This window comes from Mycobacterium sp. SMC-21, from assembly GCF_045310825.1.
Taxonomy (GTDB): Bacteria; Actinomycetota; Actinomycetes; order Mycobacteriales; family Mycobacteriaceae; genus Mycobacterium.
This window is the reverse complement of record NZ_JBJIAO010000056.1, coordinates 12,243-27,090: the sequence shown is the minus strand read 5'-3', so window position 1 is coordinate 27,090 and position 14,848 is coordinate 12,243. Positions and strand designations below refer to the sequence as shown.

Sequence of the window (14,848 nt, the reverse complement as noted above, 5' to 3'; positions counted from 1 at the left end):
CCATACCCGACCCACCCGGGTCACAGCCCAACGTAACGCTCAGCAATACGAAGTAACTGCAACTACGAACTTAAGGAAACCCATGGCCAAGAATCGCGTGTTCGTCGTCGGTGTCGGCATGACCAAATTCGAGAAGCCCGGCAGCCGCGAGGGCTGGGACTACCCGCAGATGGCCAACGAGTCCGGCAACAAGGCCCTGGCCGACGCCGGCATCTCGTATGACCAGGTGGAGCAGGGTTACGTCGGCTACTGCTCCGGCGACTCGACCTCGGGCCAGCGCGCCCTGTACGAGCTGGGCATGACAGGCATCCCGATCGTCAACGTCAACAACAACTGTTCGACGGGTTCGACGGCGCTTTACCTTGCCGCACAGGCGATCCGCGGCGGCCTCGCCGACTGCACCATCGCGCTGGGCTTCGAGAAGATGCAGCCGGGTTCGCTTCAGGCAGGTGCGCAGGACCGCGAATCGCCGCTGGGGCGGCACGTCAAGGCCCTGGCCGAGATCGACGAGTTCGCCTTCCCCGTGGCGCCGTGGATGTTCGGCGCGGCCGGCCGTGAGCACATGAAGAAATATGGAAGCACTGCAGAACATTTTGCAAAAATCGGCTACAAGAACCACAAGCATTCGGTCAACAACCCGTATGCGCAGTTCCAGGACGAGTACACGCTCGACGACATCCTGGCCGCCAAGATGATCTCCGACCCGCTGACCAAGCTGCAGTGCTCGCCCACCTCCGACGGGTCGGGCGCGGCGATTCTCGCCAGCGAGGCGTTCGTCGACAAGCACGGGCTGGCGTCGCAGGCCGTCGAGATCGTCGGCCAGGCCATGACCACCGACTTCGCCTCGACGTTCGACGGCAGCGCCGCCAACATCATCGGCTACGACATGAATGTCCAAGCCGCCCAGAAGGTTTACGACCAGGCGGGCCTGGGCCCCGAGGACTTCCAGGTCATCGAGCTGCACGACTGCTTCTCCGCCAACGAGCTGCTGTTGTACGAAGCCCTGGGCCTCTGCGGCGAGGGTGAGGCGCCGCGCCTGATCGACAACAACGACACCACGTACGGCGGCCGCTGGGTGGTCAACCCGTCGGGCGGCCTGATCTCCAAGGGTCACCCGCTGGGTGCGACGGGCCTGGCCCAGTGCTCCGAGCTGACGTGGCAGCTGCGCGGCACCGCCGACAAGCGTCAGGTCGACGGTGTCACCGCGGCCTTGCAGCACAACATCGGCCTCGGCGGCGCCGCCGTCGTGACGGCCTACCAGCGCGCCGAGCGCTAGTCACCTCCCCCGCGAGCTGGGGGTACCCCTTCTGCCGAGCCGGGGGTACCTCCAACTTGCGAGCAGACGTAAAACTGTCGTTTTCGCTTCGAAAACGACAGTTTTACGTCTGCTCGCCGAGCCAGCTAGCCGTCGAACATGGCATCGACGAGGCGGCGCAGTACCTGACGGGTCTCGCGGCGCGCCTTCTTCGGGTCGTCCGCGGTGGCGATGAGCATGGCCGCCTCGTCGAGGGCACCGATCAGCACATGCGCCAACGCCCGCACCGGCTGACGGGCCAGCTGGCCGGCCTTCATGGCCTCGCTGAGCAGCTGCTCCGTCATGCCCAGGCTGTAGCGCTGGGCGACGTCCCGGAAGCCCGCCCAACCCAGGACACTCGGGGCGTCGAGCAACACCAGCTGGCGCACCTCCGGGTCGCCGGAGACTTCCAGCCAGGCATCGACCGCGGCGCGAACGGCATCGGCCGGTGACGTCGCCCCCGATGCCGCCACCATCGCCCCCATCCGGGCCATCACGTCCTGTTCCACCACCTCCACCACAGCGAGGAAAAGCGCTGCCTTGTCGGCGAATTGGTGATACATCGCGCCCCGGGTCACGCCCGCGGTCGTCGCGATCTCCGGCGTGCCCACCTCGGCATAACCACGCTCGCCCCACAGTCGCCGCGCGGCAACGATCAACGCTTCGCGGGTAGCCGCGGAGCGCTCCTCCTGAGTACGCCTCTTGTTTTCCATACACCCTGTTGGTAAGTTGCGGACAGCCTGTTTGTAAATGAGTATCGAGCTAGGAGTCATCCATGTCGATCATCGAGATTAACGCCGGAACCATCCATTTCGAGGAATTCGGGCCAAAGGACGGCAGGCCCGTCGTCTTCGTGCACGGATACATGATGGGTGGCCAATTGTGGCGCGGGGTCGCCGCGCGCCTGGCCGAACGCGGCCTGCGGTGCATAGCCCCCACCTGGCCGCTCGGCGCGCATCCCGAAGCGCTGCGCCCAGGCGCCGACCGGAGCATCCACGGCGTCGCGCGCATCGTCGCCGACACCCTGGCCGCATTGGACCTCGACGACGTCGTCATCGTCGGCAACGACACCGGCGGTGTGGTCACGCAGCTGGTCGCCGTCCACCACCCGGAACGCATCGGCGCCATGGTGCTGACGAGTTGCGATGCGTTCGAACACTTCCCGCCACCGATCCTCGAGCCGCTGATCCTGGCGTCGCGTTCCAAGGCGCTGTTCCGGGCGGGCTCGCAGGTGTTCCGGGTCCCGTTGGTCCGCAGGCGCGCGTACGCCGGGCTGGCATACGCGGACTTCGACGCCCTGACCCGGGAGTGGGTACACAACACGCAGTCCAAACCGGCTGTCGCCGAGGATCTCCGCGTGTTCACCAGCTCCCTGCGCACCGAGGTCACCACCGGAGTCGCAGCGCGGCTGCACGAATTCGACAAGCCGGCGCTCATCGCCTGGTCGGCTGACGACGAGTTGTTCGAGATCGGCGACGGCGAGAAGCTGGCGCAGATCATCCCGAACGCCCGCCTCGAAATCATCGACGGCGCAAAGACATTCTCGATGCTCGACCGCCCGGACCGCCTCGCCGACCTGATGTCGACCGTCGCGGTGCGCGCCTAGCTCGCGAGAACTAGATGGTGACGACGTCGTAGGCGCCGTCGGCGTACCGGGCGCGGATGGTCTTCTTGTCGTACTTGCCGACGCTGGTGCGGGGCACCTGGTCGACGAACGTCCACCGCTCCGGCAGCCACCAGCGAACCACCTTGTCCGACAGGAACTCTCGAAGTTCATCAGGTGTCGCCGAAGCGCCCTCGTGCAGCACGACGGCGACCAGCGGGCGTTCCTGCCAGCGCTCGTCGGGCACCGCGACGACGGCGGCTTCCAGCACCGCGGGGTGCGCGATCAGGTGGTTCTCCAACTCGACCGACGAAATCCATTCACCACCGGACTTGATGACGTCCTTGGCCCGGTCGGTGAGGGTGACGAACCCGCAGTCGTCGATGCGCCCGACGTCGCCCGTGCGCAGCCAGCCGCTGTCGAACTTGCTCGAGTCATAGCCCAGGTAGTAGCTGCCGGTGATCCACGGTCCGCGAATCTCGATCTCCCCCACCGCTTCCCCGTCGTGAGGCAGCGGGGCGCCGGCGTCGTCGACGATCCGGATCTCGACACCGCACAACGCCCGCCCGGCGGTCGCCCGACTCTTCCAGTACTCATCCTCGGACGCGCCCGGGAATGGCTTGGCGGTCGTGGCCAGCGGCGAGGTTTCGGTCATCCCCCAGGCCTGGCGGATGTGGACGCCGTACCGCTCCTGGAAGATGCGCATCATCGACAACGGCACGGCCGAGCCGCCGCAGCCCACGATCCGCAACGACGAAATGTCGTGTCCCGGATTCTTTTCCAGGCAGTTCATCACGTCGTTCCAGATGGTCGGAACCGCGCCGGCGATGGTCGGGCGATGCGTCTCGATGAGGTCGATCAGCGATGCGCCATCGAGGAACCGGTCCGGCATCACCAGGTCGGCACCGGCCATCAGCGCGGCGTACGGCAGCCCCCAGGCGTTGGCGTGGAACATCGGCACGATAGGCAGCGTCACGTCCTCGCTGCCGACGTCCAGCGCATTGCTGGTGCACGTCGCCATGGCGTGCAGGAAGCTCGAACGGTGGCTGTAGACAACACCTTTCGGATTTCCGGTGGTGCCGCTCGTGTAACACATCGCGGCCGCGGACCGCTCATCGATCTCCGGCCAGTCGAAGTTGTCGGGCTGGGCGGCCAGCAGTTCGTCGTACCGCAGCACGGTCTTGCCGGCGCCCTCCAGCGGCGCCAAATCTCCTGCGCCGATGGCGATCACCGTGTGCACCGTCTTCATCTGCGGCAGCACCGGTGCCAATTGTGCGGTCAACGAGAGATCCGCGATGACGACGGAGTCCTCGGCCTCATTGGCGATGTAGGCGATCTGCTCCGGGGACAACCGGATGTTGAGGGTGTGCAGCACCGCGCCCATGGACGGAATGGCCAGGTAGGCCACCGTGTGTTCGGCGTTGTTCCACATGAACGTGGCCACCCGCTGGTCTCCGGTGATGCCGAGCCCGCGCAGCGCATTGGCCAGCTGCGCGGATTGCCGGCCGACTTCGCCATAGGTCATGGTGCGGTACTGGCCGCCGCCGAGCGCCGTGGTGACGGTTCGGCGATAATTCTGGCCAGTCGCGTGCCGCATGATCGTGGCGATGGTGAGCGGGGCGTCCTGCATCGTACTGAGCATCGTGAATTTCGCCTCTGGGTTGCTGCCGCTGGGATGTCGAGATGCTAGCCGACCCTGCGAGGTAGGAGGATGATTAGCGTTGGTACGACAGGAGAAAATCATGCGCAGGAATTGGACGCTCGCCGCGGCGACAGTCGGCGGGGTGGCCACGATGCTGGCGCCGGCCGGATTGGCCGCGGCCGAATCGGCGCAAGACACGATCAACCGGCTGCAATCCGAGGGCTATGTGGTGACGATCGACAAGCTCGGGACGGCGCCGGTGTCCGAGTGCACGGTGACCAGTGTGCGCAACCCGCAGCAGACGACGCAGTTGGTGCCGTGGGTCGGCCCCGGCCTGGGCCGCAACAGCAATTCCATCCTGCTGCCACAAACCAGCCGGACCATTTCGGTGTCGCTCGACTGCACGGGTACGCACTAGGTCCCCGGATGCCAAAACGCCCCCGCCGGCCGGCGGGGGCGTTTTCTTTGGACTGACTAGACGGTCGCGGGCTCCAGCGCGCGCACCTCGTTCATCGTGACGGACTTGGTCGCCATGAACTGCGAGTAGAGCAGCGGCTTGGGGGCCTCGACGGCGACCGCGGTGACGTCACCGACGACATCCGCCACGTACAGGCGCGAGCCGTCACGGCTGACGGTGACGCAGGACGGCTGGACATCGGCCGCGATGGTGTCGACCACCGCGTTGGTCTGGGTGCAGAACACCGAGACGCGATCGTAGTCGACGACGTAAGCGCGGGTGCCGTCGGCGCCGAGCACCAGCTGGGTCGGGGCGTCGCCGACGGGGAAGCGACCGGTCACGCGGCCGGCGGCCAGGTCGACTACGTGCACCTCACCGCGCGCGGTCAGGTCCGAGGTCAGCACGTAGGCGGTGTTGTCGGGGCCCAGCGCCAGGCTGCGGATCGGGGCACCGATGACGATGGTGTTCCGGATGCGCGCGGTCTCGGTGTCGACGACGACCAGCTGGCTGCCCATCTCGTCGGTGGTGGCGACGTACAGCCGGCGACCGGTGTGGTCGACCGCGAGGGCGTCGATGCTGATGGCGGCGCCGGTGGCGATCTCGATGGTGCCGACGCGGTCGGCGGTGATGTCGATGACGGCGACGTCGATGTAGGTGTCGCCGGCGCGGCCCGCGAACACGCGCTTGCCGTCGGGGCTGACGGCGAGGGCGCTCACGCCCGAGGCCAGCGGGTAGGCGGCCAGCTCGGCGCCGGTGGCGACGTCGATGACGGCGACGCCGTCGAACTCGGCACCGGACACGGCGACGTACGCCCGGTCAGCGGTGGCGACGACCGCGAACGGCTCACCGTCGACGGCGATGTCGCGGATGCTGCGGGTGCGCGGCTCGATCAGCGACACCATGTTGTCGGCGTAGCTGGTAGCGACCAACTGCCCCGCGCTCTCGGCGATGTCGGCGATGGTGCCGCGGCCAACCTGCGCGATGTCCATGGTTCCGCGCAGCGCCTGAGCGCCAGCCCGCTTCGCTTTTGCACGAGCGTTATTATTTGCCACGATCTTCGGTACCTCCGCCAGCGCGGCAACGCGCCGGTAGTCGATTGCCCGTCCGGGTGCGCCCGGATGAGCGCTGCTGTCAAGAAGTGTAGTGATCCCCACCGACATTCCGGACGGCTTCAGCGACGCCTCGTCACGAATTGATCAGAAGCTCTTAGGAGTTACTTATGTTGTGAATTGTTATGCACTTGTTATCAATGGCGATCGATGCTCCGACCTGCGTAAACAACGCCTGAATTCAAATTGAGCAAACATAGGTCCGCCTCATTCCTGAGGGTTTCCAAGCAGGGTTTCCCGGCATTCCCTGGCAAAGTGAGCGAAACATCACACCGCGACACGAACGCATAGAATCTCATCCGCCTCACCCGCACGATAGAACCCAGGTTCCACTTCTGTTCATCGAGATCGCAACAGCGTCGAGGCCCGCCTGAGCGGGCCTCGAGATTCGCTGTTATCGACGAATTCACATTTTGTTCATGATGTGAGGGCGGTCACACCCGCGTTGCCGGACGGGTGCTCGACACTCGAGTCGAGCATCGTCAGTTCGTCGAACGGATCGGCGCCGTGCAACACGGCCGCGGCCTTTGCCCGGTCGAGTGTCCCGGTCCACGATCCGATCAGCACCGTGGCGACGGCGTTACCCGAGAAGTTGGTGACGGCCCGCGCCTCCGACATGAACCGGTCGATGCCGACGATCAGCCCGACACCGTCCAGCAGGTCCGGCCGGTGGCTCTGCAGGCCGCCCGCCAGCGTCGCCAGACCCGCGCCCGTGACGCCGGCAGCACCCTTGGAGGCAACGATCATGAAGGCCAGCAGCGCCAACTGCTCCCCGATCGCCATCGGCCGCCCCATGGCGTCGGCGATGAACAGCGCCGCCATGGTCAGGTAGATCGCGGTCCCGTCGAGATTGAACGAGTAGCCGGTCGGCACCACGACGCCGACGGTGCTGCGATCCACGCCCAGGTGCTCCATCTTGGCGATCAGCCGAGGCAGCGCCGACTCCGACGACGAGGTCGAGAAGATCAGCAGGTACTCGCGGGCCAGGTAGCGGACCAGCCGGAAGATCGACATCCGGGTCACCGACCACAGCAGCACCCCGAGCACACCGAAGACGAAGACGACGCAGGTCACGTAGAACCCGAGCATCAGGGTCAGCAGCTGGGTGACGGCGCGCCACCCGGTCTGGCCCACGACGCCGGCCATGGCACCGAACGCGCCGATCGGCGCCAGCCACAGGATCATGATCAGCACGCGGAACACCAGCTTCTGCAGGTGCTGGACGCCCCGCAGGATGGGTTCGCCGGCCGTACCCATGGCCTGGACCGCGAAGCCGACGAGCAGGGCGATGAAAAGGGCCTGCAACACGTTTCCGCTGGTCAGTGCCGACAGCAGGGTCTCCGGGATGATGTGCGAGACGAAGTCCATGAGACCGCCGGCCTCGTGCGCCTTCTGGGCCAGTTTCGCGCCCTGACCGGTCGCCTGTGCCGACAGGTGCAGGCCCGATCCCGGGCTCAGCAGGTTGCCGACGACCAGGCCGATCGCCAGCGCCACCGTCGACATGGCGAGGAAGTAGCCGAGCGAGAGGCCGCCGATCTTGCCGACCGTCGCGGCTTTGCGCACCGACCCGATGCCCAGCACGATCGTGCAGAAGATGACCGGGGTGATCATCATCTTGATCAGGTTGACGAACAGGGTGCCGAGGACCGCGATGTCCTTGCCCACCCCGGGTGCGATCAGGCCGACGGCCACACCGCCGACGACGGCGACGAGCACGGCGATGTACAGCCAATGGGTGCGGTCGCGACGGGGCGCTTGATCAGTCATGTCGGGCAGTCCTCCGGCCTCGTTGTCGAAAACTTCTGCAAGGATGTTTGTCCAGAACGTGAGGCACGTCACGCATATGTTCATTTCGTTCACGGAAGTTCACGCGGGGACGCGGGAGCAGGCGGATTACAGAAGGACGCAGTGATGCGCAGTTGGCCGGCCGCGCCGCGCTGGTCCCTGGCCGGCCAGATCGTCGCGCTGCAGATCGCGATCATCATCGTGGTGGTGGCGGCCGGTAGCGCCCTGGCCGTGGTGCAGTCCCGCCGCACCAACGATGCCGCGGCCAAACAGCTGCTCACCGGCATCGTCACGGCACTGGCCGACGCGCCGTCGACGGCTGCCGCCATCCGGGCGGGCAACGCCACGGAAGTCCTGCAGCCGGTCACCGAAACCGTTCGGGCCCAGACCGGCATCGCCTTCATCACCGTCATGGCGCCCGACGGGACCCGGTTCACCCACACCGACCCGCGTCAGATCGGCGGCCACTACCTGGGCACCATGGAGCAGGCCCTGAAAGGCCGGACGCACACCGAGTTCTACACCGGGACCCTGGGCCGGTCGGTGCGCACCATCACCCCGGTGCGGGACAGCTCCGGGCAGGTGCTCGGTCTGGTCGCCGCCGGCATCACCGAGACCACGCTGACCGCGCAGTGGCGCCATCAGATCCCGATGATCGTGGCGATCGGCCTTGCCGCCCTTGCCCTTTCGCTACTCGGCGCGTGGCTCATCCGGCGCCGGCTGCTCCGTCAGACCCACGGGCTGCGGCCGGACCAGTTGCGGGTGATGTACGAACACCACGACGCCGTCCTGCATTCGGTGTCCGAAGGCCTGCTGGTGTTGGAGAACGGGCGCGTGGCGCTGGCCAACGACGAGGCGCGCCGGCTGCTCGCCCTGCCGCCGGGCGCGGTGTCGAGGTCCGATCTGCCGGACTTCCTGCGCGCGGCCGATCCCGGGGTGCGCGACGAGGTCCACGTAACCGACGACCGAGTGCTGGTGGTCAGCCGGTCACCGGTGTCCGGCGCCTCGGGTTCGGAAGTCGTGACGATCCGGGACCGCACCGAATTGCAAAGCACCCTGGGCGAACTCAGCTCGTTGAAGGTCCTCACCGACTCGCTGCGGGCACAGGCGCACGAAGCGGCGAACAAGCTGCACACGGTGATCACCATGGTCGAGATGGGCCGCCCGTCCGACGCCGTGACCTTCGCCACCGACGAACTGGAGCTGTCCCAGCGACTCGTCGACCGGCTGTCGAGCGAGGTCCGCGAACCCGCCCTCGTGGCACTGCTGCTGGGCAAGAACGCGCAGGCCCACGAACGCGGTATCGAGTTCACCGTCACCGCGGACTCGCAATTACCTTCCGACACTTCACAACTACCGTTGAGTGGTCCGGAAATGGTGACGGTGCTGGGCAACCTGATCGACAACGCGATGGACGCGTGCGATCGTGACGAGCCGTGGGTCGAGGTGACGGTGCGGTGCGAGCCGGGCGCCGACCTACTGATGCGCGTGGCCGACAGCGGCACCGGCATGGACCCGGCGACATTCGAAAACGCCATGCGCCGTGGCTATTCGACGAAATCGGCGCCCGGGCACGGACTCGGGCTCGCCTTGGTGGCGCAGGTGGTCAAGCGGCACGGGGGCACGCTGTCGTCCGATGTCAGCTACGGTTCGGTGGTGTCGGTGACGATCCCGGCGGCAGTCGCGTGACCACCGTACTGATCGTCGACGACGATCCCCTGATCGCCGAAGCCCACCGCACGTATGTCGAACGGCTGGAAGGTTTTTCCGTCGCGGCGGTGGCCCACACCGCGCGCGAGGCCATCCAGGCCGCGACGCGGGCGACCACGACCGACGCGCCCATCGACCTGGTCCTGCTGGACCTCGGACTGCCCGATGCCAGCGGCATCAGCCTGGCGTCGGCGCTGTCCGGGCTGCGGCCCGCTCCGGACATCATCGCCATCACCTCCGAGCGCGATCTGGAGATGGTGCGCGCGGCCGTCGCGCACGGGGCGTTGGCGTATCTGTTGAAGCCGTTCACCTTCGCGGCGTTCCGTGATCGGCTGGAGCGCTACGCACGGTACCGGACAGCGCTCCCGGCCGGAGTCGACGCGGCCAGTCAGGCCGAGGTGGACCGCGCCCTCGCCGAATTACGCACCGGCGCAGACAAATCCGCGGCCCCGAAAGGTGCGGCGACACTGACCAACGACGACATCGCCCGCGCCGTTCGGGACAGTCCCGACGGCCTGACGGCCGACGAGGCCGCCAAGGCGGTCGGGGTGGCCAGGGTGACCGCGTGGCGCTATCTGGAGCGCCTGGCCGACGACGGAACCGTCACGCGCCGAAGCGAATACGGCGGCACAGGCCGGCCCAAGACCCGCTACCTGTGGCGTTGACTTCGCCGGGTGTGACAGCATCGGATCATGAGTCGCGACGACGATCCAGAAGCCCGCATCCGCGAGCTCGAGCGCGCGATGAACGACCGGCCCCGGGCGTCGGAGTTGACCGAGCCCGGCCAGCAGTGGCACCCGCCCACACCGGTGGCAAGCAGTTCGTACCCCGCCCAGTACCGCCAGCCCCAAACGACCTGGCCGCCGCAACCGTTGCCGCCGGGCGTGCCGAGCACCGCGGCACGCCGCATGATCCTGGGCGTCGTCGTCCTCGCCGTCATCGTCGGCCCAGTGGTGGCCGCGATCATCTTCGTCACCAACTTGACCGGCAAGAAACACACGACGTTTCTCCCACCTTCCCCTGGCCGCCAGCCCAGCATCTCGGTCGCCGTCCCGACCCCGCCGCAACCGGGCGACGAATCGTCGGTGGTCGTCAACGGCACCACGGTGATGTCGGGCCCCGGTCTCGTCGAATTGCCGCCGCAGTCCGACGATCCCAACCGGCCCATTCAGGTCGCGGGGGTGCGCGGCCACCGCACCGTGGCGTGCAACGACCGCAAGATCACCATCAGCGGGGTGTCCAACAGCGTCACCATCACCGGGCACTGCTCGACCGTCGAGGTCTCCGGCATAGAGAACACCGTGACCGTCGACGCCGCCGACAAGATCGTCACGTCGGGCATGGACAACCACATCACCTACCACTCGGGAACGCCGGAGATTCCCGATCCGGGCCGGTCGAACACCGTCAGCCGCGGCTGAACGGCCACGCGACCGTCCGCGCGTCAATTTCCCCCGAATCGGGGGACGACGGGAGTGCGCGGCGTCCATAATCTCGTTGCCATGGCGCACAACGGAAATGACGATTGGACCCGACCCGCAGCTCTCGCCATCCCGAAGGAGGGCTACTTCGAGCTGACCCGAGGCCGGTACGGCCCGGTCTTCCCGCGCACCCCGGCGTGCTACGGCTTCAACATCATCGCCAAGGTGAAGGAAGGCCCGGAGCACGAAGAGGCCATCCGTGAACACGGAAAGATCATCGAGGCCGCCGTCGCCGCGCAGCCCGATGTCCTGGCCCCGCTCCAGCTGCACTACCTGCGGTGGAACCTGTTCGACGTCGGCTCCGGCTTGCACTTCCAGTACCAGGGCATCTTCGACACCGACTTCGACAAGTACACCGAGGACGCCGTCAAAATCTTCAGCTCGTCGGGCATCACGACGGCATTCACGCATCTCGAGGGCTTCCCGGACGACTGGAAGACGAATCCGAACGCCTTCATCGAGTTCGTCCGTGAACACCAGGTGCCGAGCTTCCTGGAGTACGGCGAGTACCCCTATGTGACGGCTACGGAGATCAAGAAGGCCCTGCGGCTCAAGGCCGCGTTCTCCGACATGTTGGACCAGATGCAGTGACAGCACTCGAGTTCGACGATATCCAGCACATCATGCTGACCGGGACGCCCCACCTCACCGGTCGGTACGAGTTCCTGTCGTTCGACAGCCCCGAAGCGGGTCAGGCCTGGTTGGCCGAGATGGTCCCGCTCGTGCAGTCGGCGACCGATGTGCGCAAGACCGTCAACATCTTCAAGCGGTGGGTGAATTTGGCGTTCACCTGGAACGGCTTGCGCGCGTTGGGACTTGACGAGCGGACGCTGGCGACCTTCCCCGCCGAGTTCCGTGAAGGCATGGCCGCCCGCGCCGACATCCTCGGCGATACCGGCGCGGCCGCACCGGAGCACTGGTTGGGCGGGCTCGCGGGCGACGATCTGCACGCCATCGTCATCCTGTTCGCGAGGGACGACGACGAACGGGTGCGCTGCGTCGGCGAGCACGACGCACTGTTGGCCCGCTGCCCCGGCGTGCGGTCGCTGTCGCATCTCGATCTGGCGGCAACCGCACCGTTCGAGTACGACCACGACCACTTCGGATACCGCGATCCGGTGTCGCAGCCGCAGATGGCCGGTTCCGGCGAGACGCTGATCCCCGGCGCCGGCGGGGCGCTGGCTCCGGGGGAATTCCTCCTCGGCTATCCGGACGAGGAGGGTCTGCTCTCGAATCAGCCTGCACTCGAGGTGCTTTCACGCAATGGCAGCTTCATGGCGTACCGCAGGCTGGAGGAGCATGTCGGAACTTTCCGCGACTACCTGAAGCAGCACGCCGACGGCGCCGAGGGCGAGGAGCTGCTGGCTGCCAAGTTCATGGGCCGGTGGCGCAGCGGCGCACCCTTGGTGCTGGCGCCCGAACACGACGATCCCGAGCTCGGCGCGGATCCGATGCGCAACAACGACTTCGACTACGCCACGATGGATCCGCACGGCTACAGGTGTCCGGTCGGCTCGCACGCACGTCGGCTCAACCCGCGCGATACCGAGCCGAATCCCAATCGGCGCAGGATGATCCGGCGCAGCGGCACCTACGGGCCGGCGCTTCCCGAGGGCGCCCGCGACGACGGTGTCGAACGGGGCGTCGGGATGTTCCTGATCTGCGCCAGCCTGGTGCGGCAGTTCGAGTTCGCCCAGAACGTCTGGATCAACGACACCGCGTTCCAGGAGCTCGGCAACGAACACGACCCCATCTGCGGCACCCAGGACGGCACGCTGGACTTCACGATCCCCAAACGGCCGATCCGCCAGGTGCACAAGGGGTTACCGGCATTCACCACGCTGCGCGGCGGGGCATACTTCTTCCTACCCGGCCTGACCGCACTGCGCTACCTCTCCACACTCGGACACCAAGGAGCATCATGAGTTCGTACGCCCGCACCTACAACCAGGCCCACATCACCCGTCCCCACAACGGCAACCGGCGTGTCAGCATCTACTGGTCGTGGAGCTACCCGTGGGAGGCCCAGCGCGACCCGGCGCTGCTGTACAACCGGTTCTCCACCATGACCGAGGTGCGCGCGGCGACGTGGCCGGCGTACGAAGGTGTCGAATACAGCGCGCGGGAGTTCCTGCAGGGCGTCGACGGCACGCTGGAGCTGTTCCACCGCTCCTCGTTGTCCTTCCAGGACGTCGCCGGTGAAGCGACAGGGCACCCGGTGGCGGTGTTCCAGCGGGTCGATCAGGCCGGTTACCGGCTGCCGATCGACGAACGCATCCTGAACGACACCGATACCCTGATGATCTTCGGGTTGGACCACCTGCTCGGCGACGAGGAAGCCACGCCGGAGGAGGTCGCCGCTATCCAGCAGTGGCTGAAGCGCGAGGGCACCTGCCTGATGCTGGCCCCGCACCACGACGTCGGCTTCACCGACGACAAAGAGCAGCAGCAGATGGAGTACCTGCACCACGGCGACCCGCTGACGCCGCGCGTACAGAACTTCAGCGGATTCGCGCGGTCGCTGCTGACGGGGCTGAACATCCCGGTGCACAACACGTGGGGTCTGCGACCCGCGACGGTCGAGGGCACCAAACAGATTGTGCCCCTTACCGCTTTCCGCGACCTGGACTCTGCCGGCCTGCTGCGTGACGTCACGACGCTGGCCCTGCACCCGCACCTGCCGCACTACCAGTTGACCGCCCCCGAGAGCCCGGAGTTGCGGGTGCTGGGCCGGCAGCTGATCGACCAGACCCGGCCACACCCCTTCACGCTGGCAGGCAACACCGAGTTCAACGCGCTGATCCACATGCCGCCGACCGGGGACCGTGCCGGCGACATCGTGCTGGTCGACTCGACACATTTCACGACGCTGTTCGGCGCCAGCGAGAGCTTGAAGTCGTTCTGGCGCAACCTGGTGACGATGTGACGGTAACCGAGCTGGCGGTTCGCGGTTCCAACATCGCGGTCGTCATCTTCGTGGTGGCCAGCACTCTGGGCGTCGGACTGAGTCTGACTCCGGCCCAGATCCTGGCTCCGCTCAAGGACGTTCGGGTGGTGAGCCTGACCCTGGTGGCCAATTTCGTTGCCGCGCCGTTGGTTGCACTCGGGCTCTGGCACCTCTTCGATCTCGACGAGGCCCTGGGAGTGGGTCTGCTGCTGTGCGGGCTGGCCGCGGGCGCCCCGTTCCTGATCAAGCTCGCCGAATTCGCCAAGGCCGACACGGCTTTGACGGTGGGCCTGATGGTCCTGCTGATGATCACCACCGTGGTGTACGTGCCGATCGTCCTGCCGATCTTCCTCAAGGGATCGTCGGTCGATCCGCTCGCTATCGCGTCTTCGCTTGTGATCCTCATGCTGATCCCCTTGGCGATCGGGCTGTTCTGGCGACAGCGGTCCGCGGACACAGCCGCGCGCATCCGGCCCGCGGTCGGGCTGATAAGCACCATCGGCATGGTCCTGGTGGTCGTGCTGACCATCGTCGCGAACTTCCGGGAGGTGCTGTCGATCTACGGCACCCGGGGACTGCTGGCCGCCGTCGTCTACACCGCCATCTGCGCCGGAATCGGTTGGGGTTTGGTATTTTTCAGTACCGTGGCCCGGCCTGTCCTGGCGCTGGGCACCGCGCAGCGCAACGCGGCAGCCGCCTTCGTGGTGGCCGGCCAGAACTTCAGCGACCCGCGCGTCACGGTGATGATCACCGTCGTGCTCATCGCGGAGTTCTCGATGTTGATCCCGTTCTCGCGGTTCCTGGCCCGCAAGGCCTGACG

14 protein-coding genes are annotated in these 14,848 nt (G+C 66.7%); 10 read left to right on the top strand and 4 right to left on the bottom strand.

Annotated elements, in window-relative coordinates:
- Positions 1 to 82 precede the first annotated feature (82 nt).
- Complete coding sequence (locus tag ACJH6H_RS28215) at positions 83 to 1,276, top strand: lipid-transfer protein (protein WP_212812779.1); 1,194 nt, start codon at positions 83 to 85, stop codon at positions 1,274 to 1,276.
- 125 nt (positions 1,277 to 1,401) lie between these two features.
- On the opposite strand, the gene ACJH6H_RS28210 is transcribed toward ACJH6H_RS28215, so the two are convergent.
- A complete protein-coding gene (locus ACJH6H_RS28210) occupies positions 1,402 to 2,007 on the bottom strand; it encodes a TetR/AcrR family transcriptional regulator (protein WP_212812781.1) in 606 nt (201 codons plus the stop codon).
- A 62-nt stretch (positions 2,008 to 2,069) separates the two neighbouring features.
- Here ACJH6H_RS28210 and ACJH6H_RS28205 point away from each other — a divergent pair, with 62 nt between their 5' ends.
- The gene (locus tag ACJH6H_RS28205; RefSeq protein WP_133425492.1) at positions 2,070 to 2,900 is read left to right on the top strand and encodes an alpha/beta fold hydrolase; all 831 of its coding nucleotides are present in this window, start codon (positions 2,070 to 2,072) and stop codon (positions 2,898 to 2,900) included.
- 10 nt (positions 2,901 to 2,910) lie between these two features.
- Here the strand turns inward: ACJH6H_RS28205 and ACJH6H_RS28200 are convergent, their stop codons facing one another.
- Entirely contained in the window at positions 2,911 to 4,539 is a 1,629-nt protein-coding gene (locus tag ACJH6H_RS28200; protein ID WP_212812783.1) for a fatty acid--CoA ligase, read from the bottom strand.
- A gap of 100 nt (positions 4,540 to 4,639) precedes the next feature.
- Between ACJH6H_RS28200 and ACJH6H_RS28195 the strand changes: the two genes are divergently transcribed.
- Complete coding sequence (locus tag ACJH6H_RS28195) at positions 4,640 to 4,957, top strand: hypothetical protein (protein ID WP_166427956.1); 318 nt, start codon at positions 4,640 to 4,642, stop codon at positions 4,955 to 4,957.
- Between the two features lie 56 nt (positions 4,958 to 5,013).
- Here ACJH6H_RS28195 and ACJH6H_RS28190 read toward each other — a convergent pair whose 3' ends face one another.
- Positions 5,014 to 5,985 carry a YncE family protein gene (locus ACJH6H_RS28190; protein ID WP_205848780.1) on the bottom strand — a complete coding sequence of 324 codons (972 nt, stop codon included), beginning with the start codon at positions 5,983 to 5,985 and terminating at the stop codon, positions 5,014 to 5,016.
- Between the two features lie 537 nt (positions 5,986 to 6,522).
- Entirely contained in the window at positions 6,523 to 7,872 is a 1,350-nt protein-coding gene (locus ACJH6H_RS28185; protein WP_212812784.1) for a cation:dicarboxylate symporter family transporter, read from the bottom strand.
- 144 nt (positions 7,873 to 8,016) lie between these two features.
- Here ACJH6H_RS28185 and ACJH6H_RS28180 point away from each other — a divergent pair, with 144 nt between their 5' ends.
- From ACJH6H_RS28180 to ACJH6H_RS28150, 7 genes are all read left to right on the top strand, one after another.
- Positions 8,017 to 9,579 (top strand): ATP-binding protein, encoded by a 1,563-nt coding sequence (locus ACJH6H_RS28180; protein ID WP_212812806.1) that lies wholly within the window; start codon positions 8,017 to 8,019, stop codon positions 9,577 to 9,579.
- Positions 9,576 to 10,265 (top strand): response regulator, encoded by a 690-nt coding sequence (locus ACJH6H_RS28175; protein WP_406776261.1) that lies wholly within the window; start codon positions 9,576 to 9,578, stop codon positions 10,263 to 10,265. The genes ACJH6H_RS28180 and ACJH6H_RS28175 overlap by 4 nt, the downstream gene beginning before the upstream one ends.
- Before the next feature lie 27 nt (positions 10,266 to 10,292).
- Complete coding sequence (locus ACJH6H_RS28170; RefSeq protein ID WP_406776260.1) at positions 10,293 to 11,021, top strand: DUF3060 domain-containing protein; 729 nt, start codon at positions 10,293 to 10,295, stop codon at positions 11,019 to 11,021.
- Between the two features lie 81 nt (positions 11,022 to 11,102).
- Positions 11,103 to 11,672 (top strand): hypothetical protein, encoded by a 570-nt coding sequence (locus tag ACJH6H_RS28165; RefSeq protein WP_064861018.1) that lies wholly within the window; start codon positions 11,103 to 11,105, stop codon positions 11,670 to 11,672.
- Entirely contained in the window at positions 11,669 to 13,006 is a 1,338-nt protein-coding gene (locus ACJH6H_RS28160) for a peroxidase (protein WP_327168626.1), read from the top strand. The genes ACJH6H_RS28165 and ACJH6H_RS28160 overlap by 4 nt, the downstream gene beginning before the upstream one ends.
- Entirely contained in the window at positions 13,003 to 14,007 is a 1,005-nt protein-coding gene (locus ACJH6H_RS28155) for a hypothetical protein (RefSeq protein WP_064861017.1), read from the top strand. The genes ACJH6H_RS28160 and ACJH6H_RS28155 overlap by 4 nt, the downstream gene beginning before the upstream one ends.
- Complete coding sequence (locus ACJH6H_RS28150) at positions 14,004 to 14,846, top strand: bile acid:sodium symporter family protein (protein ID WP_064861016.1); 843 nt, start codon at positions 14,004 to 14,006, stop codon at positions 14,844 to 14,846. Before ACJH6H_RS28155 ends, ACJH6H_RS28150 begins: the two co-directional genes overlap by 4 nt.
- The last annotated feature ends 2 nt before the right edge of the window (positions 14,847 to 14,848 follow it).